Source organism: Pseudomonas sp. SC3(2021), from assembly GCF_019856535.1.
In the GTDB taxonomy this organism is placed as follows: Bacteria; Pseudomonadota; Gammaproteobacteria; order Pseudomonadales; family Pseudomonadaceae; genus Aquipseudomonas; species Aquipseudomonas monsensis.
This window is the reverse complement of the sequence record NZ_CP082236.1, coordinates 3681984-3705988: the sequence shown is the minus strand read 5'-3', so window position 1 is coordinate 3705988 and position 24005 is coordinate 3681984. Positions and strand designations below refer to the sequence as shown.

The window sequence follows — 24005 nt, the reverse complement described above, 5'->3', positions numbered from 1 at the left end:
CCGGGGCTGTGCAGCCGGAGCCATTCACCAATGAGAACGGATGACGTCTGGAAATAATTAGTCAGCGGGCGGGAGCGCCAACAGGGCTGGGGTGTGGCGGCGTGTCGCAGTTCTCAGAACGCACCTTTGTGGCGCATTACTTCTCTTTCTCAATTGACAATCATTATCATTCAACATAATTTGTCGCTCGATGTGTAGGACGGCCCCTCCCCCAGCCGTCCCACTAACCTATTGGCAGCAAGGTGATTTCCATGACGGAACAAGTATCCACAAGCAGGTGCGATTCACCGCTACTTCAGGCCTTTGTCGACAATCGACTGATTCTGGTCAAAATCGCCGCCCGCATTACCGGGTGCCGGTCGCGTGCCGAAGACGTGGTGCAGGATGCGTTTTTCCGACTGCAATCGGCGCCACCGATCACGTCCTCAATCAAGGCTCAACTGAGTTATCTGTTCCAGATCGTGCGCAACCTCGCCATTGATCACTACCGCAAACAAGCGCTGGAGCAGAAGTATTCGGGCCCCGAAGAGGAAGGGTTGAATGTGGTCATTCAGGGCGCTTCGCCAGAAACCTCACACATCAACTTCTCGACCCTGGAACACATTGCCGACGCGCTGACCGAGCTGCCCAGCCGCACCCGTTATGCGTTCGAGATGTACCGCCTGCACGGCGTGCCGCAAAAGGACATCGCCAAGGAACTCGGCGTCTCGCCGACCCTGGTCAACTTCATGATTCGTGATGCCCTGGTGCACTGCCGCAAGGTGTCGGGCAGTCGTGGGGATGCGGCATCGTTGGGTCGTCGCTAAGCCCGGCTCGCGGCCAAGAAAGATCGCAGCCTTCGACAGCTCCTGCAGAGGAATACGTTTCATGCAGGAACTGCCGAAGGCTGCGATCTTTTGCTTTTACGCCAACGTGCACCGATCAAAAAACCGCTCGCGCCCCAGCAGCATCAGCGCCGCGCGTTTGTGCGGAAAGTCGAATTCCTTCTCGCAGTGGAAGCACTGGTTCTGCATATGCCCGATCATCTTCGCGTTGTCGGCACGCGGCTCGGCCACCACGCGTTGCGTGCGCGGATCATCGAGAAACAGGTAATGCACCAGCGCCGATAGCCAACTCGCCACCTTGTGCGGCCCGCGATGCTCCTCCTCCCCCACCAGCATATGAATGCCGCGGTCGTAATTATCGGCGTCGTAGAACGGCGCGATGCGATCCTCTTTCGCCCAATACGCCTCGAAATAGGCAAACGGCTGATCGTCGAAACAACCGATCAGCGTCAGGGTGTGTGGATCGGTTTCGAGTTTGCTCAGGTACTCGCGGTGCTGCTCGATGCTGCCCTCTTCCTGCCAGAAACGGGCGACCCGCGGGCTGTTCTGCCAGCGATGGAAGCGTGGCAAATCCTCTTCGATTTCCAGCGAACGCAGGGAAATCCACGCGCCAAGACGCGCATCGAAACGCCGATAGACTTCACCGCGCGGCTTCACCGGACGCAGCGGATGGCGCCTGCCCTGGGTGATGACCATGTGCTGCGGATAGCTGCCAGCCAGTGAAGTGCCGAGCCACGGTTGCGGCAGTTGCCAGAACAGCGTGCGCTGGCAGCGGTACTCGCCAGCTACCTCGGTGCTCACCAGCAAACCGCTGCGCAAGGCGTCGGTCGGCGGTTGATCCAGTTGCCAGGTCAATTGCTGACACGCGGGATCGCGGGCGAACAACCAGTAACAGGCTGCCCACAGCGCTTGCCCCACAGGCAGCGCATAACGCTCATCGAGCTGGATCGGTCCCTTGCCATCACGTTCGAGGCGCAGACGAATCAGCGGCTGTCCGTCCAGGCTCAGGCTCAGACGGCTTTCAGTGGCATCGGCTGCGAGGTGACGGCCCGAAGGCAACGCCAGGGCAGTCAGGTCATTCAGATTGGGCATGGGTCGGGCTCACGATATTCGTCGACAGTTCAACGATGGGACGTGAGCCGAGAGTGGAAATTTAGGCCAGCAGGACAATCAGTGATGGGGCACCGGCACCACCGCAATCTTGTACGGCTCGAAAATTTTCAGCATTTCGCCATTGTCGCGCAGGCCTTTGAGCAACTTGCCGAACGCTTCACCGGTGATCGGTGCGGTCGGGCGAAGAATGGCGTAGTGGTGGTAAACCTGATCGATACGCTGCGAGACCAGCAACGCCTCGCGCACCTTTTCATTGCGCAGCAGGTAATCGAACAGATAGGAACGGGTCACCAATGCGATATCGGCGCGGCCGCGCAGAACCATCAACAGGTTGCTGTCGTGGGAATAGGTCAGTGTGGCGTTGTAGTTCTGGGCGAGATACTTCGGGTCGGCATTGAAGTTGGCGAATTCATAGTGATAACCGCTGAACAGCGCCAGACGCTTGCCCGACAGATCGGCGAAATAGTTTTGCTGGCGACCGTCCTCCCGTTGCGCGACGAAAATCTCCGCGTCCTCAAGGCCCATGTCGACGTCCGAGTGGGGAATGTCCTTCCAGCCCCACTCCGGGTTCTCGAAGATCGCCATGTCGATCCGGCCTTGCTTGAAATCACCGAACCGTCGGGGAATCGAGGTCGGTACGAGGACAAACTGATAGTCGCTCTGCAACCGATTCAACGCCTCGACCAATTGCGGCAACAGGCCGGTGTCGGCCCCGTTTTCCGGGCGAATGGTGTAAGGCGGAAAATGCGCTGCACCCACCCGAACCAATTGCGCTGCCTGCGCGGGCAAAACCCATAATGCAGCCAGCGCTGCGAGCATCAGCCCAGCGGCCGTCCGAACTGGCGAAGACTTCAAAACACCCCACTCCCCGAAAAAATACCGATCAATGCATTCAAGCTAGGCGGTTTCGCCCAGTTAGCCAGTTTCCCGGCCCGATAGAAAGTGGCTCAACGCTCTTCGAGCACCAGAATCAATGCCTCGTCAGCCAGTTGATCGAGGCTCAAACTGCCCCCGGCACGGAACCAGGTGGTGGTCCAGGACAACGCGCCAGTGAGGAAACGTCGGGTAATAAATACATCGCCGCGAATAAACCCGACGTCCTTGGCCTCACCCAGCACCTCTAACCAGATCGCTTCGTAAATATCGCGCAACGCGAGGACTTTGGCCTGGCCGTCCTCGGACAACGAACGCCATTCGTACACCAGCACCGCCATGGCTTCACCGCTGCCACCCATGATCGATTGCAATTCGCAGCGAATCAGCGCCAACACGCGTTCACGCACATTGCTCGCTTCGGCCAGCGCCGCTCGCATCAACGCCGTGTTGTAGCGAATGGTTTCTTCCATCACCGCACGGAGGATTTCGTCCTTGCTCTTGAAGTGATGAAAAATGCTGCCCGACTGGATACCGACCGCGCCGGCCAGATCGCGCACTGTGGTGCGCTCATAGCCTTTGTTGCGAAACAGGTGAGCCGCCACTTGCAGCAATTTGCCGCGGGCGCTGTCCGGGTCGGTCAACTGGCCTTGATCGACCAATTCGCGCATGACCCTCAGGGCTTTTTGCTCGTCCACCCGTTCTCTCCTACAGTCGATCAGTCTGTTGCCCCCTGAAACCACAGGGTTGCGCGCAATTTAAGCCGCCGACGACGACCAAGCAAGCGCTTGGGCAGAAGATATTTCAGCTGTTTACAAACCAAGCGCTTGCTTGGTAGCCTCCAGACACTTCTGTCGCAGGTTTCTGAGTCGGAGATAAAAATGCCCACCACCGTCCGCATCGGATGCGCCAGCGCATTCTGGGGAGACACCTCCACCGCCGCCGCGCAGCTTGTAGGCGGTGGGCGCCTGGACTATCTGGTGTTTGATTACCTCGCCGAGATCACGATGTCGATCATGGCGGGTGCTCGCATGAAGGATCCGCAAGCGGGTTTTGCCGGTGACTTCATCGAAGTCCTCACACCACTGCTGTCACAACTGGCGAAGCAGAAAATCCGCGTGATCAGCAATGCCGGCGGCATCAACCCGCAAGCCTGCGCCGCCGCTCTGCAAGCCGCCTGCGACAAGGCCGGGGTCGCGCTGAAAATCGCCGTATTACTTGGCGATGACCTGCAACCGCAGTTCAAACAGCTCGGCGGCGTCAGTGAAATGTTCAGTGGTGCGCCGTTGCCGCCGATGTGCGTATCGACCAACGCCTACCTCGGCGCACCGGGGATTGTCGAAGCGCTGCGACTGGGTGCCGACATCGTCATCACCGGGCGAGTGGTCGACAGTGCGGTGGTCAGCGCGGCCCTCGTGCATGAGTTCGGCTGGTCGTGGCATGACTACGACAAACTTGCCCAGGCCGCCCTGGCCGGGCACATCATCGAATGCGGCGCACAATGCACCGGCGGTAACTTCACCGACTGGCGCGACGTGCCGGATTACGAACACATCGGTTTCCCGATCGTCGAGGTGAGTAGCGACGGCCAGTTCATCGTCAGCAAACCCGAAGGTTCCGGTGGACTGGTCACGCCGCTCACCGTTGGCGAGCAGATGCTTTATGAAATCGGCGACCCGCAGGCGTATCTGTTGCCCGATGTGGTCTGTGACTTCACACAGGTCAAACTCCAGCAACAAGGCAAAAACGCCGTGCATGTGCACGGTGCCAAAGGTCTGCCACCGAGCGACAAGTACAAGGTCAGCGCCACCTACCCGGACGGTTTTCGCTGCACCGCCAGCTGCCTGATCGCCGGTATCGACGCGGTGGAGAAGGCCCGGCGCGTCAGTCAGGCGATCATCGACAAGACATCCGGGATGTTCAGCCAGCGCGGCTGGGCCCCCTACAGCGAAACCGATATCGAACTGCTCGGCAGCGAAGCCACCTATGGCCCCCACGGGCGGCGCCGCGACAGCCGCGAAGTGGTGATCAAGATCGCCGTGCGCCATGCGGACAAACAGGCCTTGGTCCTGTTCTCCCGGGAAATCGCCCAGGCGGCCACCGGCATGGCGCCGGGACTGACCGGTATTGTCGGCGGCCGGCCGACGGTGTACCCGGTGATCCGCCTGTTCTCGTTCCTGATCGATAAAAGTGTCTGCAACCTCGAAGTCGATATCGCCGGCGAACGCCATCCCTGCGCCCTGCCGGCGCCCATGCCACTCGACAGCCAGGCGCTGCCAGCGCCCGACCAGCCACCCAGGCCTCAAGGCCGGGCCGACGTCAGTGTGCCGCTGGTGAAACTGGCCGTGGCGCGCTCCGGTGACAAGGGCAACCACAGCAACATCGGCGTCATGCCGCGTAAACCCGACTACCTGCCCTGGATCGCCGAGGCGCTGACCCCGGCCGTCATCGTCGACTGGATGAGCCACGTGCTCGATCCGATCCATGGCCGCGTCGAGCGCTGGTACCTGCCCGGCACCCACAGCCTGAATTTCCTGCTGGAAAACGCCCTCGGCGGCGGCGGTGTGGCCAGCCTGCGCATCGACCCGCAAGGCAAAGCCTTCGCCCAGCAACTGCTGGAAATCCAGATACCGGTGCCGCAGAGCATCGCCGAACAGTTCGACTAGAGGATGGTGTGCATGGCTTACGCGTCGGTTTTCAGAAACGATCTGTTCAGCGGCCAGACCCTCATCGTCACCGGTGGTGGCAGCGGCATCGGGCGTTGTACCGCGCATGAACTGGCGGCGCTCGGCGCCAATGTGCTGCTGGTCGGGCGCAAACCGGAAAAGCTCGAAAAAGTCGCCGCCGAAATCGCCGAAGACGGCGGCCGTGTGCACTGGAAAGCCTGCGACATCCGTGACGAAGAAGCGGTGAAACAACGGGTCCGCGAACTGATCGCCGAACACGGGCCGATTCATGGACTGGTCAACAATGCCGGCGGCCAGTACCCCTCCCCCCTGGCCTCGATCAATCAGAAAGGTTTTGAAACCGTACTGCGCACCAATCTGGTCGGCGGCTTCCTGATGGCCCGGGAAGTGTTCAACCAGTCGATGAGCAAGCACGGTGGCAACATCGTCAACATGCTCGCCGACATGTGGGGTGGCATGCCCGGCATGGGCCACTCCGGCGCGGCGCGTTCGGGCATGGACAACTTCACCAAGACTGCCGCCGTCGAGTGGGGTTACGCCGGGGTCAGGGTCAACGCGGTGGCACCGGGCTGGATCGCCTCCAGCGGCATGGACACCTACGAAGGCGCCTTCAAAGCGGTGATCCCGACCTTGCGCGAACACGTGCCGCTCAAGCGCATCGGCACCGAATCGGAAGTCAGTGCGGCGATTGTGTTCCTGCTCAGCCCGGCCGCGGCGTTCATCAGTGGCAGCACCTTGAAAATCGACGGTGCCGCCAGCCTTGGCAGCCGTGCGTGGCCGTTGCACAAGGCGACCCACAGCGAATCATTCAACGGGTTCCACCGGGCGTACCTGCCCGACGTGCTCAAGGATAAGGAATAAACCATGGCGCAGATCCAGTCCCGACTCGATCCGCACAGCGAAGACTTCGCCCGCAACCGCGCGGCGATGCTCGCGGCCATCGAGCACGTCCAGCAACTCGAACAGAACCTGTTGAACAAAGCCGCCGAAGCCAAGGCGAAATTCGACAAGCGCGGGCAATTGCTACCCCGCGAACGCCTGAACCTGTTGCTCGACCCCGGCGCACCGTTCCTCGAACTGGCGAGCCTGGCCGGCTACAAACTGCACGACGACAAGGACGGCAGCGCCGCCGGTGGCGGCTTGATTGCCGGTATCGGCTACGTCTGCGGCGTGCGCGCGATGGTGGTGGCGAACAACAGTGCGATCAAGGGCGGCACCATTTCGCCGAGCGGCCTGAAAAAGTCCCTGCGCCTGCAGCAGATCGCCCAGGAAAACAAACTGCCTTTGATCACCCTTGCCGAAAGCGGCGGCGCCAACCTTAATTACGCCGCAGAAATTTTCGTCGAAGGCGCACGCAGCTTCGCCAATCAGGCGCGCATGTCGGCAATGGGTTTGCCGCAGATTACCGTGGTGCACGGTTCGGCCACGGCGGGTGGCGCCTATCAGCCGGGGCTGTCGGATTACGTCGTGGTGGTGCGCGGCAAGGCCAAGCTGTTTCTCGCCGGGCCACCGCTGCTCAAAGCCGCGACCGGAGAAGTGGCCACCGATGAGGAACTGGGCGGCGCGGAGATGCACGCACAAATTGCCGGCACTGCCGAATACTTGGCCGAGAACGACGCCGACGGCGTGCGTCAGGTGCGTGAAATCCTCCGTATGTTGCCGTGGAACGAGCAACTGCCGTGGCTGCCGGAGCCGCAATACAAGGAACCGCTGTACCCCATCGAGGAGTTGCTCGGACTGATTCCGGACGATGCGAAAAAGCCGTATGACGTGCGCGAAATCATTGCGCGGATCGCCGACGAATCGGACTTCCTCGAATTCAAGGGCGAGTACGACCAGCAAACCCTTTGCGGCCAGTTGAAGATCCAGGGCCGCGCCTGCGGCTTCATCGGCAACAACGGCCCGATCACGCCCAATGGCGCGAGCAAGGCCGCGCAGTTCATTCAGTTGTGCGACCAGAGCCAGACGCCGCTGCTGTTTTTCCACAACACCACCGGGTTCATGGTCGGCACCGAATCCGAACAGCAAGGCGTGATCAAGCACGGTTCGAAACTGATTCAGGCAGTGGCCAATGCGCGGGTGCCTAAACTGACGATTGTCGTCGGCGGCTCCTACGGCGCGGGCAACTATGCGATGTGCGGGCGCGGTCTCGATCCACGCTTCATTTTCGCCTGGCCGAACAGCCGCACGGCGGTGATGGGCGGCGCGCAGGCCGGTAAAGTCCTGCGCATCGTCACTGAAGCCAAACAGCTCAAGGATGGCCTGACGCCAGACCCGAAAATGCTCGACATGCTCGAGCAGGTCACCGCGCAGAAACTCGACAGCCAGTCCACCGCACTCTACGGCAGCGCCAACCTGTGGGACGACGGCCTGATCGATCCGCGCGACACCCGCACCCTGCTCGGCTACCTGCTGGACATCTGCCACGAGGCCGACATTCGCACGCTGCAACCCAACAGCTTCGGCGTCAGCCGCTTCTGACTGCCACGGATCCCAAGGAGAACAATAAAAATGATCTTCACCCCGGAACACGAAGCCCTGCGCCGCACCGTTCGCCAGTTCGTCGAACACGAGATCAATCCGCACGTCGACGAGTGGGAAAAGGCCGGACGCTTTCCGATCCACGAGATTTTCCGCAAGGCGGGCGACCTCGGTCTGCTGGGGATTTCCAAACCGGAAAAGTTCGGCGGCATGGGCCTGGATTACAGCTACTCGATTGTCGCCGCCGAAGAGTTCGGCACCATTCATTGCGGCGGCATACCGATGTCGATCGGCGTGCAGACCGACATGTGCACCCCGGCGCTGGCCCGCTTCGGCTCCGATGAACTGCGTGAAGAGTTCCTGCGGCCGGCGATTACCGGCGAGCAGGTCGGCTGCATCGGCGTCTCGGAAGTCGGCGCCGGCTCCGATGTCGCCGGGCTGAAAACCAGCGCGCGCAAGGACGGCGACGACTACGTGATCAACGGCAGCAAGATGTGGATCACCAACTCGCCGAGCGCCGATTTCATCTGCCTGCTGGCCAACACCTCGGACGACAAGCCGCACATCAACAAGTCACTGATCATGGTGCCGATGAACACGCCGGGGATCAGCCTCAGTTCGCACCTGGACAAACTCGGCATGCGCAGTTCGGAAACCGCCCAGGTGTTTTTCGATAACGTTCGCGTGCCGCAGCGCAACCGCATCGGCCACGAAGGCGCCGGCTTCATGATGCAGATGCTGCAGTTTCAGGAAGAACGCCTGTTCGGTGCGGCGAACATGATCAAGGGCCTGGAATATTGCGTCGACAGCACCATCGAGTACTGCAAGGAGCGCAAGACCTTCGGCAACGCACTGATCGACAATCAGGTGATCCACTTCCGCCTTGCCGAGTTGCAGACTGAAATCGAATGCCTGCGCGCGCTGGTCTATCAGGCTACCGAGCAGTATGTGAGGGGCCAGGACGTCACGCGTCTGGCGTCGATGGCCAAGCTCAAGGCCGGACGCCTCGGCCGCGAAGTCAGCGACAGCTGCCTGCAATATTGGGGCGGCATGGGCTTCATGTGGGACAACCCGGTAGCCCGCGCCTATCGCGATGTGCGGCTGGTGTCGATTGGCGGCGGCGCCGACGAAATCATGCTCGGGATCATCTGCAAACTGATGGGCATCCTGCCGGGGAAAAAGAAATGAGCCCCCTGCCCACTTGCCAGACCCTGCTGCTCGAAGAGCATGGCGGCGTGTTGCACATCACCCTCAATCGCCCGGACAGCCGCAATGCGATGAGCCTGCAGATGGTTGCGGAACTGCGTGCGGTGTTGGCGGCTGTGCGGGATGACCGCCGTGTTCGCGCTCTGGTGCTCAGTGGCGCCGGCGGCCATTTCTGTGCCGGTGGCGACATCAAGGACATGGCCAATGCCCGCGCCCAGGGGGCTGCAGCCTATCGCGAGTTGAACCGCGCTTTCGGCGCCCTTCTGGAGGAAGCTCAGCACGCGCCGCAAGTGCTGATCTCCGTGCTTCAGGGCGCAGTGCTGGGCGGCGGGTTCGGCCTGGCCTGCGTCAGTGACATCGCCATCGCCGATCACCAGGCGCAGTTCGGTCTGCCGGAAACCAGCCTCGGCCTGCTGCCAGCGCAGATTGCCCCGTTCGTGGTGCAACGCATCGGCCTCACCGAAACCCGCCGACTGGCACTGACCGCGGCGCGCTTCGACGGCCATCAGGCACGACGCCTGGGGCTGGTGCACTTTGTCGAGCAGGACCCGCAGGCGCTGGCCGAGCGCCTCGATGAGGTTCTGCAGCATGTGTTGTGTTGCGCACCGGAGGCGAACGCCATGACCAAGAAGTTACTGCTGGCCAGCGCCGGGCAACCGTCGAGTGAATTGCTGGATGAGGCGGCGCAGTGGTTCAGCGAGGCGGTAACCGGGGCCGAAGGGATCGAGGGCACCATGGCCTTTGTGCAAAAGCGTAAACCCGGGTGGGCCCTTTAAAAGCATCGCAAGCAGGCTGACTACTACAAGGGGTTTTGTGTCACTCACACAATCTGTAGCAGTGAACCTGCTCGCGATGAGGCCAACACATTCACCGCCACAACTTCAGGAACAAGACTATGCCCGCCATCCACAAAATCCTGATCGCCAACCGCGGTGAAATCGCCTGCCGCATCCAGCGCACTGCCCAGGCTCTGGGCTATCGCACGGTCGCCGTGTTCAGCGACGCCGACGCCGATGCTCTGCACGTGCAGATGGCCGACCAGGCAGTGAACATCGGCCCGGCACCGGTGCAGCAGTCCTACCTGAACATCCCGGCGATCCTCGACGCCGCGCGCCGTAGCGGCGCCGACGCGATCCATCCCGGCTACGGCTTCCTCTCGGAAAATGCCGGGTTCGCCCGGGCCTGCGCAGAGGCTGGCCTGACCTTTATCGGCCCGAGTGCCGAGGCCATCGAGCTGATGGGCAGCAAGCGCCTGTCGAAAATCGCCATGCTCGGCGCCGGCGTGCCGTGCATCGCCGGTTACCAGGGCGCCGCGCAGGACGATGCCACTTTACTGCGCGAAGCCGAACACATCGGCTATCCACTGATGATCAAGGCCAGTGCCGGCGGTGGTGGTCGCGGCATGCGCCTGGTGCACAGCGCAACCGATTTGCCGGCGCAACTGCGCACCGCCCGCTCGGAAGCGATGAGCGCATTCGGCAGTGACGAGTTGATCCTCGAACAGGCGCTGATCGAACCGCGGCACGTCGAAGTGCAAGTGTTCGGCGATCAACATGGCCAGCTCATCTACCTCGGCGAACGTGACTGCTCCGTCCAGCGCCGCCATCAGAAAGTCATCGAAGAAGCACCGTGCCCGGTGATGACCGCCGAGCTGCGTCAGGCCATGGGGGAAGCGGCGCTCAAGGGCGGACGCGCTGTCAACTATGTCGGCGCCGGCACCGTGGAGTTTCTGCTCGACGCACGTGGGCAGTTTTATTTTCTGGAGATGAATACCCGGCTGCAGGTGGAGCATCCGGTGACCGAACTGATCACCGGGCTGGACCTGGTCGCCTGGCAGCTATTGGTCGCCGAAGGGCAACCGCTGCCGCTGACGCAGGACCAGGTCGTGCTCGACGGCCATGCCATGGAGGTGCGCCTCTATGCCGAAGATCCGGCGCAGGATTTCCTGCCGCAGACCGGTCGCGTCACCGCGTGGGAACCGGCGCTGCAACACGGTGCACGAATCGATCATGGCTTGCTTGAAGGGCAATCGGTCAGCCCGTTCTATGACCCGATGCTGGGCAAACTCATCGCCTTTGGCGCCACCCGCGAAGAAGCCCGGCGCAAACTCTTGCGCGCGGTACAGGACACGGTGTTATTGGGCGTGCAAAGCAATCAGCGCCTGCTCGTCAGCCTGTTGCAACATCCGCAGTTCATCAGTGGCGAATTCAGTACGGCATTCATTGCCCGGCACTTCAGCGAACACCCTTGTCTGCACCGCTACATCCCCGATGCCGAGGAACTGGCGATCGCAACAGTGCTTTTTTATCAAACCAGCGCCCTTGCCCACCGCGCGCCACTCACCGGCTGGCGCAACAACGCCAGTGTGCCGCTGCATTATCGACTCGGGCTCGATGAGCAGAACTGGACAGTGCAACTGCTCGCTCACGCGCAAGGCGCCTTCACCGTGCAGGTTGCCGAGCGCACGCTCGAGCTAACACTCATCGACCAGAACACGCAGTCGCTGACACTGGAAATCGATGGTTTGCGCCAGCGTCACGCGTATCGACTGGATAGCGGGCACCTCTGGCTGTTCAGCCATCCCGGCAGTCTGCATCTGGAGGATCGAACTCACGCCATCATCAGCAGTCAGATCAGCGTCAGTTCCGGCACCCTCAAGGCACCGATGGACGGCGCCATCGTCGACGTCCTGGTCAGCGAAGGCAGCGCGGTCAGCAAAGGTCAGCTGCTGGTGGTGCTGGAGGCAATGAAAATGGAGCATCCGCTCAAGGCCGGCATCGACGGCGTGCTCAAGCGGGTGCAGGTCAAGGTTGGCGATCAGGTAAAAAATCGTCAGGTTCTGTTGCAGGTCGAGTAGTCGCCCAGACACAAACGCCGGGTTTGACTACGCTCTGATGAATCAGGACGCGGAAATCAGGAACCCTGCGATGCCACACTGGCTGGTCATAGATCTGGAAGCCACCACCGATGAGGGGGGCTGGCCGGTCACCGAGATGGAAATTATCGAGATCGGCGCAACACTCGTCGATCGCGCCGGACGCGAGCAGGATCACTTTCAGCGCTTCGTCAAACCGACTCGGCGGCCCTTGCTGACGCCGTTTTGCCGTGAACTGACGCACATCACCCAGGCCAATATCGACGCTGCGCAGCCGTTAAGCGAAGTCTGGCCGGCGTTCGAACGCTGGCTCGCCCAGCATCAGGCTCGGCTCGAAGGCTGGGCCAGTTGGGGCGATTACGACCGAAAGCAATTGCTGCAAGAGTGGCAGCGCCTGCAACTCGACAGCGGTTTGAGCCGGGTGCCGCACATGAACCTCAAGCAGCGCTTTGCCAAGGCGCGACGCCTGGAGCGGCCGCTGGGCCTCAACGGTGCATTGCAACTGGCCGGCTTGCAGTTCACTGGCCAACAGCATCGCGCCCTGGAAGATGCGCGCAACACTGCGCGGTTGCTGCCGCTGGTCTTGCCACTCTAGGGTCAATTCGAGAACTCACTGGACAGTCGCCAGGCAGGTGACGGCGCCAGAAGCCTTGTGCATACTGGCCGCCTCCATTTTTTAGCCCTTTTTCGAGGAATCGCCCATGTTTAAAGTCAACGAGTACTTCGACGGCACCGTCAAGTCGATCGCCTTTGGCACTGCTGAAGGTCCGGCGACCATCGGCGTCATGGCCCCGGGCGAATACGAATTCGGCACCAGCCAGCGCGAAATCATGCACGTCGTTTCCGGCGCTCTGACGGTCAAACTGCCGGACAGCAGCGACTGGGAAACCTTCGCCGCCGGCAGCCAGTTCAACGTTCCGGCCAACAGCAAGTTCCAGCTGAAAGTCGCCGTCGACACCGCTTACCTGTGCGAATACCGCGGCTGATACCGCGGTTTTTCCCGGCGCAAAAAAATGCCCGTGTCCAAGGACACGGGCATTTTCATTTCAGGGCCGGTTACTCGAGGATTTCCACCGGCATTCCGACTTGCAACTGACCCTTGCTGTCGTTGACCAGATTCTGCCCGAACATTGCGCCGTCGGCCTGGGCACGGTATTTCTGCAAGGTCGCCAGCGGTTCGCGATCGGCACTGCGCTCGCCGGTCTGCGGATCGATGGTGGTCAGAATGCACCGCGAGCACGGCTTCACGACCCGGAACTCAACATCACCGATACGGATCCGCTTCCAGCCATCCTCGGCGAACGCTTCGCTGCCCTCGATCACCAGATTCGGTCGGAAACGCAGCATCTCCAGCGGCCGCCCAACCTTTTGTACCAGGTCCTGCAACGACGCCTCACCGATCAGCAACAACGGGAAGCCGTCGGCAAACGCAACCTGGTCGTCCTCATGGCCATAACCGGATTGAGTCATGCGAGCGCGACTCAGTGGCACCTGCACCAGCCGCGTGGGTTTGCCAATGAACTCGCTGACCCAGCGGGCCGCATCGTCGCCGGCATCCGGAACGCGCAAGGTATCGCGCCAGATGGTCACGCCGCGCAGGTCGGAATCAGCCTCAGGCAATGGCACCTCCAGCGCTGCGTGCCCGGGAGCGCTCAGGGTCAACCCGCCCTGCGCATTCCACAGCGCCGACAGCTGGCTCATTTTCGCTTCGGCGCGCTGGGTCAGGAACCGTCCGCTGGCCTCGTCCACCAGCATCCAGCGGCGGTCACCTTCAAGGCCCAGTTTGTCCAGGCCAATCGATTGCAGAACCTCGGGCTTGCCGGATTTTAACGGGTAACGATAAAGCGCGCTCAGACGCAGCATGGCCAGCTCCCTGGTGGCTAAAGAAAGCCACCCTATACGAGCTTTATCTGCGAATCAAAGCCTGAGTCCGGGCACTGCACGACAACGCAGGCGCAGCGTCGCTTCACTCGACAGCGCCTACGGATGCCGTGGGGTGGTGTGATCAGGCCGGCACTTCATCCAGCATCAGACGCTGACGCACTACATCGACCAGTTTGTCCGGCTGGAATTTGGAGAGGAAGTTGTCACAGCCAACCTTCTTCACCATCGAGTCGTTGAAACTGCCCGACAGCGACGTGTGCAACACCACGTACAGCCCACGCAGGCGCGGGTCGTTACGGATTTCGGTGGTCAGGCGATAGCCGTCCATTTCCGGCATTTCCGCGTCGGTGAAGACCATCAGCAATTTGTCGGTCATGCTCACGCCGGTGTCAGCCCAGGCCTTGAGCATGTTCAGCGCCTTCAGACCGTCGCTGGCAATGTGCATTTTCACCCCGAGCTGGCCGAGGGTGTCGCGCAATTGCGAGAGCGCCACGTTGGAGTCGTCCACCAGCAGCACTTCACGGCCACGGGCGCGCTCCAGCACCGGATCATCGAGTTTGTCGCGGGACACCTTGGCGTTGTACGGGACGATTTCGGCGAGCACTTTCTCGACGTCGATGATTTCCACCAGTTGATCGTCGACCTTGCTGATGGCCGTCAGGTAATGCTGGCGGCCGGCGCTGGTCGGCGGCGGCAGGATCGCTTCCCAGTTCATGTTGACGATGCGGTCCACGCCACCGACCAGGAACGCCTGTACCGAACGGTTGTACTCGGTCACGATAATCGTGCTGTTCGGCCCGGGCACCAACGGACGCATGCCGATCGCCTGGGACAGGTCGATCACCGGCAAGGTCTGCCCGCGCAGATTGACCACACCGCACACGAACGGGTGACGTTGTGGCATCAAGGTCAGTTTCGGCAGTTGCAGGACTTCCTGCACCTTGAACACGTTGATTGCGAACAATTGGCGTCCGGCCAGTCGAAACATGAGAATTTCCAGGCGATTCTCACCCACCAGTTGCGTGCGTTGGTCTACCGTGTCGAGAATGCCGGCCATCAATGACTCCTGGGCTTGTTCTGTTGAATTCACTAAGAAGGGTTATCGGCGGTAAATAACGAATCTTGATTCCCGCAAAATTCGCCATCAAAATGCCACAGCCGGGCATTGATGTCACATTAACATCATGCTTTACTGGCTCTCGTGATTTCATCTGCTACAGTCCTGACGGCGCGACCTCGGTTCGCACGTTAGGTTCCCGCGCCTAAGGGATTCCCCTAGTCACAATCAGGCCCAACCTGATGTTCGCAATATCCAATAGCCATTAATGTGACGCCATTCTCATTGCATGAACGGAGTCAGGCTATTGTGTGCGATCGCAGGTCAGTGGAAACACATCCTCTCGAAACCCCGGATCTGTGCACCTGCGCAGTGGGGCGCGATCTCGCGACGGTGCATGATCGTCGGCACACACGGCATTCCCTCATCAGACATGACGTTGTGGAGATAAGCATGCCTATCGACCGTAAAGAGTGGACCCAGCGGTTCCCCGAATTTCTCGTCGAGGCCGAAACGCTCCTGGCCAAGTCCGAAGAATGCCTCAGTCACCTGCAACTGATCAGCAATGACAAGGACGCCATCGACTGCATGCTCAGCACGCTGCTCAAACTCGCGAGCCGGGCCCAGGCCCTGGCGCTTGAGGCGGTGTCCGAGTTTTCCCTGAATATCCACGATCTGCTCATTCAGGCCCAGGATCAGATCGACCTGCACGAACAGGCGCTGCAAGCCTTGCAGGACTGCCTGACCTTGATGGCCTGGCAGCTTGAGCTGGTCGATCCGAGCACCGGCCAGTTGAGCCTCGATGAAAGCGAACAGGCTTCGCTGATCGAGGCATTTGCTTTCCAGGTCGGCCAGACCCGGTTCCAGCCAGCCATGACGGGCAAACGTTTGGCGCCCCTTTCCTGGTCGGAGCGACAGGCCTGACCGGCGCGAGTACACACTGAGCTGCTCAGTGAGACTGCCATGCCACATGTCGCAAATGAATAGTTCATACCTGCCAGCGACATAACGAATTAAATAATTGCGCCTGACCGAGACGGATCTTTTCCGGCGACCTCAGGGTTTTCCTGTGTGCAGCTAAAGCCATCAAATTGCGCTGCCGGCGATATCCACGCAAGACAATTAAACGGGGTTTCCATAATGGAACTCGCGTCCAACACGGCGTATTTCCTGACTCATTGGACATATATAGCAAACGCGACCAACGGTATCTTAAGTGGTATTATGCCGCCCATTAGTTGCTTTCAATTAATGGCACAGTGACTTCAGTGATCGACAATCATGCAAAGTTTGCCGTCAACTTTCGCTTACTGATCCGCGTTGAAACCAATAACATTATTGACAGTATTTCCAGACAGAGATCCGCCCGCGACCGGTCGATCTACCCGCAGCGAACATCCATTGGCTCCATCCGTTATGTACGCCAGCCTCAAGTCAATCATCACATGGCCACCTTCCCGGGAAAACGCCCGCCGGTTCACACTCATACTGTGTATCGCGGCAGCGCTTGGCAGTCTGCTGACCTATGGTTTTTCCGCACCCGTTCACGTCGGGCTGCTGCTGCTCAACTTCGCCGCGACCGCGTGTGTCTGGGTGCAATATCGACTGTCGCGCAAATCGATCAAGTTCCAGCCACAGGAACTCGCCGACCGCTTGCTGGAAGTTCAGGAAAACGAGCGTCACCGACTCAGTCGCGAACTGCACGACGATATCGGTCAATTGCTGACGGCCGCCAAGCTGCAGAGTGAGTGGCTGAAAAGGCGAATACCGGAAGATCTGCAGGAGCACTGCACAACCCTGTGCGACACCCTGGAAGAAACGCTGAACAAAGTGCGCGATGTTTCGGCCATTCTCAATCCACGACAGTTGACCAGTCTCGGTCTTGAAGCCAGCCTGCGTGCGCACTTGCTCAAGACCATGGCCAACACCAACGTGCACTGGAGCCTTGATTGCCAGCAGCGGCTCAATGGCATTCCGGAAGAAATGGCGGTCGCCGCCTTTCGAATCACCCAGGAAGCGGTCACCAATATTCTGCGTCACGCCCAGGCGAAAAACCTGCTGATTCGTGTACAACGGTTGCCGCAAGGCCTGACGTTGCTGATCAGCGATGACGGTCAGGGGTTCGCCCCGGCTGTCGATCCCGGGCGAGAAGGACAACGCGGCATGGCCGGGATGGCCGAACGGATCGAGCAACTGGGTGGCACCCTGAGCGTCAGCAGTGAGCCTGGCAAAGGCACTCGAATCGAAGCACTCTTCCCCTGGGCGCCGCGGGCACTCGAGCGGGCCAGTACGAATAAGGTTATGCGTTGACTTGCAACTTACTTCTGGTGGATGACCACTCGCTGATCAGGGCCGGCGTGCGCGCTCTGGTGCTGGATATTCCCGGTTACGCGGTGATTGGCGAAGCCAATGACGGCTCGCAGTTGCTCGAAATGGTCGAGCAACTGAATCCCGATATCGTGTTGCTGGATATCTCCATGAAAGAAACCGGCGGCCTGGAAGCCCTGCAACGGCTCAAACGCGTGCGCCCGCAGAGCAAAGTGCTGATCCTGTCGATGCACACCGACCCCGCCCTGATCATGCAGGCGCTGGAGTCCGGCGCCCACGGCTACCTGCTCAAGGACACCACGGCCACCGAACTCGAACACGCGCTGGAAGCGTTGCGCAACAACGAACGCTACCTGAGTCCGGCCATCGCCCACACGGTGATCAACCAGGCACTGACCCGCAATCAGAAGCAGGCGCCGGAAACCAGCGACTCGCACAACCTGACCGCCAGACAGCTGGAAATATTGCGCCTGATCGTGCGTGGAAAATCCACGCGGGAAATCGCCAACGGCCTGGGTTTGAGCATCAAAACGGTAGAAACCCACCGCTCGCAGATCATGAAACGCCTGCAGATCTACGACGTGGCGGGCCTGGTGCTGTTCGCCGTACGTGAACAGATCATCAGTCTGGACGACTGACCGCAGGCACGCCGCCCAACAGCGGCGAGTGCTCCGGCAAATGCACGCGCAACGCTGCCGGTCGCGCCTCGAACCGCATGCTGTCGCCCTCCAGCGGCTCGCCATCGAGATTGATGTACAGCCCTTCGGCCACTTTGATTTCGACCCACGGCAAACGGGTGCGGACAAACATATTGTCGATCCCGAAACCGTCGCTGAGCAGGTTTTTCAAGGTGCCCACCAGTTCCTGCGGCGCCGGCAGGATGCTGATGTCCAGCAAGCCGTCGTCGACCAGCGCCTGGGGACACAACACGTGCCCGCCACCCGCCTGGCGACCATTGCCGATCCCCAGGGCGAGCAACTCGCCACTCCAGTGAAAGTCGGGGCCCTGCAATTCGCCGTACGCGGCATGCAACTCACTGAAACGCGACAGACCGGTAAACAGATAAGCCGCGCCGCCCAGCACCTTTTTCAGATCCTCCGAGGTATTGGCCGTCACCTGGCTGCCGAAACCGCCGGTGGCCATATTGAGAAAAATCTGCCCGCCTACTTCACCCAGATCAATATCCTTGGGCGGCACATCCAGCAGTTCAAGCGCCTCAGCCGGCTCCAGCGGAATACCCGCTGCGCGTGAAAAGTCGTTGGCAGTGCCCAGCGGCAGCAGAACCAGGCTGGCTTTGCCCGGATGCGCCGCCAAGGCCTCGGCGATGTCGCGCAAAGTGCCGTCGCCGCCACCGGCAATAATCGTCCTGTAGCCGTCCGCCAGCGCCTGCTCGACCCATCGCTGGGCGTCGCCCGCTTCCCAGGTCAGACGTACCGCCAGTTCCCAGCCTTGTTGGCGCTTTTGCTCGACGGCGGTACGGACCGCCTCGTTCAACGCTTGCTTGCCATGCAGAATCAACAGCGCCCGGCGCTCACTCATAGCGTCACTCCCTGAAATGAATCGGTTGAAACATCTTGACCACTCAGACACGCAAAAAAGCCACAGGCACCGCAATTAATTCGCCCATCGGAGCACCGCGTCCTACACAGCGGTATTTTTTCGTACAAAACATACGGAATCGGCTTAATTGACCCAACTCGACCAATGCTTCAACGTGCGCAGGCGGTATCAATTTTCAATTCAACACCACACGGATGTGCATTTAATGAGTGGATACACCCCCAATACCTCCTGGCGTTCGAGCGCCGGAAGCGTCAGCAAGCGTACCGTTGAAACTGCCGGTGGTTTTTCCCATGGGAAGCCTTGAGGCGAGAATACCGGTGTGTTCGGTGCCCGGTCTGGAAGAACAACACGCGAACATCAAATCCGGTTTTGGGCAAAACACCAGAACCGCTGGAGAAGTGAATATGGAACCTCGTGTGACCGAGCTGGAAACCCACCTGAAATACATTCGGCGGGACATGGACGAGGTTCGCGGTGACGTCAAAACGATCAAGCACCGATTGGCCTACTCGGCAGGAGCAACCGCTGTTGTGCTGGCGCTGCTGGGCTGGGTAGCCAATAGCCGGTTCGACCAGCTCGTAACCTTGATCAGCCATTGAGCGGGCCAATCGTGGCAGGCTTCGCTGGTATTGATCGAAGCCTGCCTTTGCAAGACGGGAGTCACCCCAAAAGGTCGCTCAGCGGAATGAAGACCACCGCATCGCCTTCAAGCAACGTTCTGCCCTCCAGCACTTCCACCAAGCCGTCTGCCCACGCGGCACTGCGAAGCACACCGGAGCTCTGGTTGCGATAAATAATCGCCCGTCCCTGTTCGAGCCGGCCCCGCAGGTATTCACGCCGACTGCCCGCCATCGGCCAGACAAAACCTGCTGGCACCGTGAACTTGAGTGGCTCGACATCCTGCACACCCTGGCGTCGCAACAGATAAGGCCGGGTCAACAACGCAAAGGTCACCAGCGTCGAGGCCGGATTACCCGGCAGACCAATGACCGGCACGTTGCGGAAATGACCGAACGTCAGGGGCTTGCCGGGCTTGATCGCCAGTTTCCACAGCGCCAGTTCACCCTCTTCGCGCAAGGCGATACCCAGAAAATCCGCTTCACCCACCGATACGCCGCCGGTGGAAAGAATCAGATCGACATCCTGCAGCTCACCCAGGCGGGCGCGGGTCGCGGCCAGGTCATCCGGAAGAATACCGGCATCGACCACCTCACAGCCCAAGCGCTGCAGCCAACTGCAGAGCACCACCCGATTGCTGTTGTAAATCTGCCCCGGCCCCAGCGCCTGACCCGGTTCGACCAACTCATCGCCGGTGGAAATCACCGCCACGCGCACCTTGCGCACGACGTTCAGTCCGGCGCGCCCCAGCGACGCGCACAGACCTTGCTCGATCGGGCCAAGTCGGGTCCCCGCCGTCAGGATCAGCTCGCCGACGGTGGTTTCCTGGCCTTGCGGACGAATGTTCTGCCCGACCGCCATTGTCTCGATGAAACGTACGCGACCATCCGCCCCAACCTCGGCGTTTTCCTGCATTTCCACGCAATCGGCGCCCGGTGGCACTGGTGCGCCCGTGAAGATTCGCGCACAGGTCCCCGGGGTCAATGGCTGCGGAGCCTGCCCGGCGAACACCTTTTGACTGACCGGCATGGCTTCCCCCGTCCAGTCCGCCAGGTTGAGGGCATAACCATCCATCGCACTGTTGGGCCAAGGTGGCAAATCGAGGGTCGACACCAGATCTTCAGCCAGCACCCGCCCCTCGACCTGCGCCAGAGGCAAATACTCATGCTCTGTGATGGGCGTGGCTTCGGCCATTTCCAGCAACCGCGCCAACGCCACCTCGACAGGCAGCAAGCTACCGGTCTTGCCCGGCTTACCCACGGGATTCACAAGGCGCCGCCTGCTTCAGGTGGGTGACGAAATTGCACGGACGGTGACGAGCGTCCAGTTGCTCACCCAGAATCCCGTCCCAGCCGGTACGCACCGCGTTGGTCGAACCCGGCAGGCAGCACACCAGCGTGCCATTGGCCAGACCGGCCAACGCCCGCGATTGCACGGTCGAGGTGCCGATATCCGCCACCGAAATCTGCCGGAACAACTCACCGAACCCATCGACCTGCTTGTCGAGCAGACAGGCAACGGCTTCCGGCGTGCTGTCACGCCCGGTAAAACCGGTACCGCCGGTGATCAGCACCACCTGCACAACGTCGTCGGCAATCCAGTTGGCAACTTGCGCGCGAATTTTGTAGAGATCATCTTTGAGCAGAACCCGTTCGGCCAAAAGATGGCCGGCGGCCGTCAAGCGGTCGACGAAGACCTGGCCTGAAGTGTCGGTTTCCAGAGTTCGGGTATCGCTGACCGTCAACACCGCTATATTGAGCGGCACGAAAGGTACATCAGCCTTGGCTTTCATAGGCTCGTCCAGTTGTAGGGGAAACAGCCCGGTGTTATATCACAGCGCCCCCATTTCCCGCCGCCCTAACGGAGAGCTGCCATGACGCTGAATACCCAATTGCCGCCCTGCTCCATCCTGCTCCTGGCAGGTGGACGCGGCCAACGCATGGGTGGCCAGGACAAAGGGTTGGTCGAGTGGCTGGGCGAGCCTTTGATCGCCCATTTGCAGCGCAAGGTGCGTGATCTGACCGATGACTTGATCATTTCCTGCAATCGCAATCGCGAGCGGTACGCACCGTTCGCCGATCAATTGGTGGTGGATGACGAAAGCGATTTTCCGGGCCCCCTGGCCGGCATTCGTGCCGGCCTGAAAGTCGCGCACCATTCGCATTTGCTGGTATTGCCGTGCGATGTGCCGCGAATCGACGCGGCACTCGTGCAAAGCATGCGCGAAGCCGCTCAATTGCAACCTGAAAAACCTTTAATGTTGCGCCACGATGAACATTGGGAACCTTTGCTCTGCGTGATTCCGGTTGCGCTTCTGCCGGCCTTCGAAACCGCCTGGAACGCCGGTGAACGCAGCCCCGGCCGGGTGATGCGCGGTCTCGGTGCCACCGCGTTGCAATGCCCGGACAATGACCCGCGGCTGGCCAACCTCAACACCCCTGAACTGTTAAGTTCGCACAACACTGTGTCAGACTGACACCATTCAAGGAACTCTCACGCCTTGTATACGTCTCAAGCTCAGTAACCAAAAGAATTCCCATTCGGAGACACACTCATGACTCAACGGACCCTCGCCACTTTCATGCTCGCACTGGGCCTGGCTACCCTCGCAGGTTGCTCGTCGCCAACAGTGATCACCTTGAATGACGGTCGCGAAATCCAGGCCGTCGACACCCCGAAATACGATGATGATTCGGGCTTCTACGAGTTCAAACAGCTGGACGGCAAAGAAACTCGCATTAACAAGGATCAGGTTCGTACCGTTAAGGAGCTGTAAGCTCCGGGTCGACACCCGATACAGAAAAGCCCGCATTCGATGCGGGCTTTTTCATGTGGGCTCGGAAAGTCCGGTGATATCACCACTGCAGGGTGATTCGACTCTCGAACTCGCGCAACTCACCGGTCACCGGGTCGACAAACCGCAGCCCTTGCGCCAGCAGCTTCAACGGATTGGCGTAGTCATCCTCAACATCTTTCAATACATCTGGATAAAACGGATCGTTGCAGATACTCGCCCCCAACGCGGTCATGTGTACCCGCAGTTGATGCTTCTTGCCAGTGACCGGATACAGGCCATAACGCCATAGATCGCCGTTTTTCTCACGCACCTCAACCGCTGTTTCGGTGTTGCTGACGCCCGGCCCTTCCTGCATGCGGAAAAACGGTTCGCCATCGACCAGGCGACTTTTATGGATCAGGGGAAATTCCAGTCCGGGCAGCGCCGGCGCAATGGCTTCATAGCGTTTGTCGATCTGCCGCGTCGGGAACAGTGACTGGTAAGCAGAACGGGACTGCGGATTGGCGGAAAAGATCACCAGTCCCGCCGTATGCCGGTCGATCCGGTGCAGCGGCACCAGATGGGGATTATCGAGGCGTCGGATCAACCGGCGCAGTAATGTCTGTTCCACATACTCGCCGGCCGGCGTCACCGGCAGGAAATGCGGTTTGTCGGCCACCACCAGATGGTTATCGGCATACAGAATCGACTCGATCACCGGAATCGGTTTTTCGTCCGGCACTTCGCGAAAGTAATGAATCCGCAGGCCTTCCTTATAGGGCAGATCCACTGCAATCGGCTGTCCCTGACCATCCAGCACGCGGCCCCGGGCGATCCGGTCCAGCCATTGCTCGCGGCCGATGGCGCTGAAGTGATCGCACAGGCAGTCGAGTACGGTCAGCCAGTGACCAGGCGGCAGATAAAGCGTGCTGGCCTGATTCTGCGCAGCGGAAAATGGAGATGTGGACATACGGAAATTCGAACCCTCAATGCAGGCCGGCATTATCCAGCACGGGAGGCCACGAACCTAGCGCAGATTCCTCAGGCCGGAATCGTTTTGAGCGCAGCCGCCTCCGTGAACTCCTTGAGCCAGCGCAGCACGTCGACAGCCTCCCAGCGCCCCGGATCATACAAGGCGTACAGCAAGCCCTGATAGCCGACCACATCCAGCTGCTTGTGGTACCCGGCCCGCTGAAACAAGGCCTCGATCTCGGCAAAGCAGGTGTTGAAATGCAGTTTGTTGAACGGCGTCTTGCCTTCCGTGACCAGCCCGTCAAGGCGCAACTCGAGGACGGCCTCGCGCACCACGTCAACCGACATCCGGTTCACGCTGTTCTTCAACTGTTCGACATTGACCACGGTTCGTCCCTCTGACTCAATTACTGTATGAACATACAGTAACCGAATAAGCCGCGAGGTGCCAAGGGATGGATAAGCGTTGCGACCAGCGGGGTGAATGATTAACGCAAGAAGGCCACGACTTCATCCGCGCTGAATGGCCAGCCCAGCTCTGCGCCGGTATCGACCCGGCGCAGTACCGGAATCCGCAGGCTGTAGGCCTCAAACCATGACTCGTCGTCAGCGATATCCACCAGTTCCACCAGCAAACCGCGCTCGACGAACTCCATCAGCATGGATTCCGCGACTTCGCACAGATGACACCCCAGGGTGCCGAACAATTGACATTCAGGAAGCATGATCGCTCAACCAAAAATTCGTG

26 protein-coding genes are annotated in these 24005 nt (G+C 60.3%); 15 read left to right on the top strand and 11 right to left on the bottom strand.

Features of this window, described 5'->3' with window-relative positions; all coding sequences use genetic code 11:
* Positions 1 to 251: 251 nt before the first annotated feature.
* Positions 252 to 806, top strand: a complete 555-nt coding sequence (locus K5Y35_RS16615) for an RNA polymerase factor sigma-70 (protein WP_123466439.1) — start codon at positions 252 to 254, stop codon at positions 804 to 806.
* 96 nt (positions 807 to 902) lie between these two features.
* Here K5Y35_RS16615 and K5Y35_RS16610 read toward each other — a convergent pair whose 3' ends face one another.
* The 3 genes from K5Y35_RS16610 to K5Y35_RS16600 all read right to left on the bottom strand — a co-directional run bounded on the left by K5Y35_RS16610 (position 903) and on the right by K5Y35_RS16600 (position 3508).
* Complete coding sequence (locus K5Y35_RS16610) at positions 903 to 1916, bottom strand: GNAT family N-acetyltransferase (RefSeq protein ID WP_222832373.1); 1014 nt, start codon at positions 1914 to 1916, stop codon at positions 903 to 905.
* A gap of 78 nt (positions 1917 to 1994) precedes the next feature.
* Entirely contained in the window at positions 1995 to 2792 is a 798-nt protein-coding gene (locus K5Y35_RS16605) for a substrate-binding periplasmic protein (protein WP_222832372.1), read from the bottom strand.
* A 92-nt stretch (positions 2793 to 2884) separates the two neighbouring features.
* On the bottom strand, positions 2885 to 3508 hold the full coding sequence (locus K5Y35_RS16600; protein ID WP_186746415.1) for a TetR/AcrR family transcriptional regulator: 624 nt from the start codon (positions 3506 to 3508) through the stop codon (positions 2885 to 2887).
* A gap of 183 nt (positions 3509 to 3691) precedes the next feature.
* Here K5Y35_RS16600 and K5Y35_RS16595 point away from each other — a divergent pair, with 183 nt between their 5' ends.
* From K5Y35_RS16595 to K5Y35_RS16560, 8 genes are all read left to right on the top strand, one after another.
* On the top strand, positions 3692 to 5476 hold the full coding sequence (locus K5Y35_RS16595) for an acyclic terpene utilization AtuA family protein (protein ID WP_222832371.1): 1785 nt from the start codon (positions 3692 to 3694) through the stop codon (positions 5474 to 5476).
* A 12-nt stretch (positions 5477 to 5488) separates the two neighbouring features.
* Complete coding sequence (locus K5Y35_RS16590) at positions 5489 to 6358, top strand: SDR family oxidoreductase (RefSeq protein ID WP_123466451.1); 870 nt, start codon at positions 5489 to 5491, stop codon at positions 6356 to 6358.
* Between the two features lie 3 nt (positions 6359 to 6361).
* Positions 6362 to 7978 carry a geranyl-CoA carboxylase subunit beta gene (gene atuC / locus K5Y35_RS16585; protein WP_186746419.1) on the top strand — a complete coding sequence of 539 codons (1617 nt, stop codon included), beginning with the start codon at positions 6362 to 6364 and terminating at the stop codon, positions 7976 to 7978.
* 30 nt (positions 7979 to 8008) lie between these two features.
* Positions 8009 to 9166 (top strand): citronellyl-CoA dehydrogenase, encoded by a 1158-nt coding sequence (gene atuD / locus K5Y35_RS16580; protein ID WP_222832370.1) that lies wholly within the window; start codon positions 8009 to 8011, stop codon positions 9164 to 9166.
* Positions 9163 to 9960: an enoyl-CoA hydratase/isomerase family protein gene (locus K5Y35_RS16575; protein WP_128615832.1), complete on the top strand. Its 798-nt coding sequence runs from the start codon at positions 9163 to 9165 to the stop codon at positions 9958 to 9960. Before atuD ends, K5Y35_RS16575 begins: the two co-directional genes overlap by 4 nt.
* Positions 9961 to 10079: 119 nt before the next feature.
* On the top strand, positions 10080 to 12041 hold the full coding sequence (locus K5Y35_RS16570; protein ID WP_222832369.1) for an acetyl/propionyl/methylcrotonyl-CoA carboxylase subunit alpha: 1962 nt from the start codon (positions 10080 to 10082) through the stop codon (positions 12039 to 12041).
* A 70-nt stretch (positions 12042 to 12111) separates the two neighbouring features.
* Positions 12112 to 12654, top strand: coding sequence for an exonuclease domain-containing protein (locus K5Y35_RS16565; RefSeq protein ID WP_123466462.1), 543 nt, complete (start codon positions 12112 to 12114; stop codon positions 12652 to 12654).
* Positions 12655 to 12760: 106 nt separating this feature from the next.
* Positions 12761 to 13045: a pyrimidine/purine nucleoside phosphorylase gene (locus K5Y35_RS16560; RefSeq protein WP_007940055.1), complete on the top strand. Its 285-nt coding sequence runs from the start codon at positions 12761 to 12763 to the stop codon at positions 13043 to 13045.
* A gap of 70 nt (positions 13046 to 13115) precedes the next feature.
* Here K5Y35_RS16560 and K5Y35_RS16555 read toward each other — a convergent pair whose 3' ends face one another.
* Both K5Y35_RS16555 and K5Y35_RS16550 read right to left on the bottom strand, forming a co-directional pair.
* Entirely contained in the window at positions 13116 to 13922 is an 807-nt protein-coding gene (locus tag K5Y35_RS16555; RefSeq protein WP_222832368.1) for an MOSC domain-containing protein, read from the bottom strand.
* Between the two features lie 142 nt (positions 13923 to 14064).
* Positions 14065 to 15000 carry a chemotaxis protein CheV gene (locus K5Y35_RS16550; RefSeq protein ID WP_123466466.1) on the bottom strand — a complete coding sequence of 312 codons (936 nt, stop codon included), beginning with the start codon at positions 14998 to 15000 and terminating at the stop codon, positions 14065 to 14067.
* Between the two features lie 453 nt (positions 15001 to 15453).
* On the opposite strand from K5Y35_RS16550, the gene K5Y35_RS16545 reads away from it, so the two are divergent.
* The 3 genes from K5Y35_RS16545 (at position 15454) to K5Y35_RS16535 (ending at position 17966) form a co-directional block, all read left to right on the top strand.
* Positions 15454 to 15924: a hypothetical protein gene (locus K5Y35_RS16545; RefSeq protein WP_123466468.1), complete on the top strand. Its 471-nt coding sequence runs from the start codon at positions 15454 to 15456 to the stop codon at positions 15922 to 15924.
* Between the two features lie 492 nt (positions 15925 to 16416).
* The gene (locus tag K5Y35_RS16540) at positions 16417 to 17310 is read left to right on the top strand and encodes a sensor histidine kinase (RefSeq protein WP_123466469.1); all 894 of its coding nucleotides are present in this window, start codon (positions 16417 to 16419) and stop codon (positions 17308 to 17310) included.
* Complete coding sequence (locus tag K5Y35_RS16535) at positions 17307 to 17966, top strand: response regulator transcription factor (protein WP_123466472.1); 660 nt, start codon at positions 17307 to 17309, stop codon at positions 17964 to 17966. The genes K5Y35_RS16540 and K5Y35_RS16535 overlap by 4 nt, the downstream gene beginning before the upstream one ends.
* On the opposite strand, the gene yegS is transcribed toward K5Y35_RS16535, so the two are convergent.
* Entirely contained in the window at positions 17950 to 18867 is a 918-nt protein-coding gene (gene yegS / locus K5Y35_RS16530) for a lipid kinase YegS (RefSeq protein WP_222832367.1), read from the bottom strand. The genes K5Y35_RS16535 and yegS overlap by 17 nt on opposite strands.
* Positions 18868 to 19181: 314 nt before the next feature.
* Between yegS and K5Y35_RS27920 the strand changes: the two genes are divergently transcribed.
* Positions 19182 to 19490, top strand: a complete 309-nt coding sequence (locus K5Y35_RS27920) for a hypothetical protein (RefSeq protein WP_259741330.1) — start codon at positions 19182 to 19184, stop codon at positions 19488 to 19490.
* A 61-nt stretch (positions 19491 to 19551) separates the two neighbouring features.
* On the opposite strand, the gene glp is transcribed toward K5Y35_RS27920, so the two are convergent.
* Both glp and moaB read right to left on the bottom strand, forming a co-directional pair.
* Positions 19552 to 20778, bottom strand: coding sequence for a gephyrin-like molybdotransferase Glp (gene glp, locus K5Y35_RS16520; protein ID WP_186746430.1), 1227 nt, complete (start codon positions 20776 to 20778; stop codon positions 19552 to 19554).
* Positions 20762 to 21301 carry a molybdenum cofactor biosynthesis protein B gene (gene moaB / locus K5Y35_RS16515; protein ID WP_123466480.1) on the bottom strand — a complete coding sequence of 180 codons (540 nt, stop codon included), beginning with the start codon at positions 21299 to 21301 and terminating at the stop codon, positions 20762 to 20764. Before moaB ends, glp begins: the two co-directional genes overlap by 17 nt.
* A gap of 81 nt (positions 21302 to 21382) precedes the next feature.
* Here moaB and mobA point away from each other — a divergent pair, with 81 nt between their 5' ends.
* Entirely contained in the window at positions 21383 to 21985 is a 603-nt protein-coding gene (gene mobA, locus K5Y35_RS16510) for a molybdenum cofactor guanylyltransferase MobA (RefSeq protein WP_222832366.1), read from the top strand.
* Between the two features lie 78 nt (positions 21986 to 22063).
* The gene (locus K5Y35_RS16505; protein ID WP_007908660.1) at positions 22064 to 22285 is read left to right on the top strand and encodes a YgdI/YgdR family lipoprotein; all 222 of its coding nucleotides are present in this window, start codon (positions 22064 to 22066) and stop codon (positions 22283 to 22285) included.
* Between the two features lie 79 nt (positions 22286 to 22364).
* Here the strand turns inward: K5Y35_RS16505 and K5Y35_RS16500 are convergent, their stop codons facing one another.
* From K5Y35_RS16500 to K5Y35_RS16490, 3 genes are all read right to left on the bottom strand, one after another.
* The gene (locus tag K5Y35_RS16500; RefSeq protein ID WP_186746434.1) at positions 22365 to 23255 is read right to left on the bottom strand and encodes a pseudouridine synthase; all 891 of its coding nucleotides are present in this window, start codon (positions 23253 to 23255) and stop codon (positions 22365 to 22367) included.
* A gap of 71 nt (positions 23256 to 23326) precedes the next feature.
* Complete coding sequence (locus tag K5Y35_RS16495; RefSeq protein ID WP_123466484.1) at positions 23327 to 23644, bottom strand: transcriptional regulator; 318 nt, start codon at positions 23642 to 23644, stop codon at positions 23327 to 23329.
* A 101-nt stretch (positions 23645 to 23745) separates the two neighbouring features.
* On the bottom strand, positions 23746 to 23982 hold the full coding sequence (locus tag K5Y35_RS16490) for a glutaredoxin family protein (RefSeq protein ID WP_123466486.1): 237 nt from the start codon (positions 23980 to 23982) through the stop codon (positions 23746 to 23748).
* Positions 23983 to 24005 lie beyond the last annotated feature (23 nt).

Excerpts from the sequence above, each read along its gene's own strand:
- K5Y35_RS16615 (WP_123466439.1), top strand. The coding sequence starts at position 252 with ATGACGGAACAAGTATCCACAAGCAGGTGCGATTCACCGCTACTTCAG.
- K5Y35_RS16610 (WP_222832373.1), bottom strand. The coding sequence starts at position 1,916 with ATGCCCAATCTGAATGACCTGACTGCCCTGGCGTTGCCTTCGGGCCGT.
- K5Y35_RS16595 (WP_222832371.1), top strand. The coding sequence starts at position 3,692 with ATGCCCACCACCGTCCGCATCGGATGCGCCAGCGCATTCTGGGGAGAC.
- K5Y35_RS16590 (WP_123466451.1), top strand. The coding sequence starts at position 5,489 with ATGGCTTACGCGTCGGTTTTCAGAAACGATCTGTTCAGCGGCCAGACC.
- atuC (WP_186746419.1), top strand. The coding sequence starts at position 6,362 with ATGGCGCAGATCCAGTCCCGACTCGATCCGCACAGCGAAGACTTCGCC.
- atuD (WP_222832370.1), top strand. The coding sequence starts at position 8,009 with ATGATCTTCACCCCGGAACACGAAGCCCTGCGCCGCACCGTTCGCCAG.
- K5Y35_RS16575 (WP_128615832.1), top strand. The coding sequence starts at position 9,163 with ATGAGCCCCCTGCCCACTTGCCAGACCCTGCTGCTCGAAGAGCATGGC.
- K5Y35_RS16570 (WP_222832369.1), top strand. The coding sequence starts at position 10,080 with ATGCCCGCCATCCACAAAATCCTGATCGCCAACCGCGGTGAAATCGCC.
- K5Y35_RS16565 (WP_123466462.1), top strand. The coding sequence starts at position 12,112 with ATGCCACACTGGCTGGTCATAGATCTGGAAGCCACCACCGATGAGGGG.
- K5Y35_RS16560 (WP_007940055.1), top strand. The coding sequence starts at position 12,761 with ATGTTTAAAGTCAACGAGTACTTCGACGGCACCGTCAAGTCGATCGCC.
- K5Y35_RS16555 (WP_222832368.1), bottom strand. The coding sequence starts at position 13,922 with ATGCTGCGTCTGAGCGCGCTTTATCGTTACCCGTTAAAATCCGGCAAG.
- K5Y35_RS16550 (WP_123466466.1), bottom strand. The coding sequence starts at position 15,000 with ATGGCCGGCATTCTCGACACGGTAGACCAACGCACGCAACTGGTGGGT.
- K5Y35_RS16545 (WP_123466468.1), top strand. The coding sequence starts at position 15,454 with ATGCCTATCGACCGTAAAGAGTGGACCCAGCGGTTCCCCGAATTTCTC.
- K5Y35_RS16540 (WP_123466469.1), top strand. The coding sequence starts at position 16,417 with ATGTACGCCAGCCTCAAGTCAATCATCACATGGCCACCTTCCCGGGAA.
- yegS (WP_222832367.1), bottom strand. The coding sequence starts at position 18,867 with ATGAGTGAGCGCCGGGCGCTGTTGATTCTGCATGGCAAGCAAGCGTTG.
- K5Y35_RS27920 (WP_259741330.1), top strand. The coding sequence starts at position 19,182 with ATGGGAAGCCTTGAGGCGAGAATACCGGTGTGTTCGGTGCCCGGTCTG.
- moaB (WP_123466480.1), bottom strand. The coding sequence starts at position 21,301 with ATGAAAGCCAAGGCTGATGTACCTTTCGTGCCGCTCAATATAGCGGTG.
- mobA (WP_222832366.1), top strand. The coding sequence starts at position 21,383 with ATGACGCTGAATACCCAATTGCCGCCCTGCTCCATCCTGCTCCTGGCA.
- K5Y35_RS16505 (WP_007908660.1), top strand. The coding sequence starts at position 22,064 with ATGACTCAACGGACCCTCGCCACTTTCATGCTCGCACTGGGCCTGGCT.
- K5Y35_RS16500 (WP_186746434.1), bottom strand. The coding sequence starts at position 23,255 with ATGTCCACATCTCCATTTTCCGCTGCGCAGAATCAGGCCAGCACGCTT.
- K5Y35_RS16490 (WP_123466486.1), bottom strand. The coding sequence starts at position 23,982 with ATGCTTCCTGAATGTCAATTGTTCGGCACCCTGGGGTGTCATCTGTGC.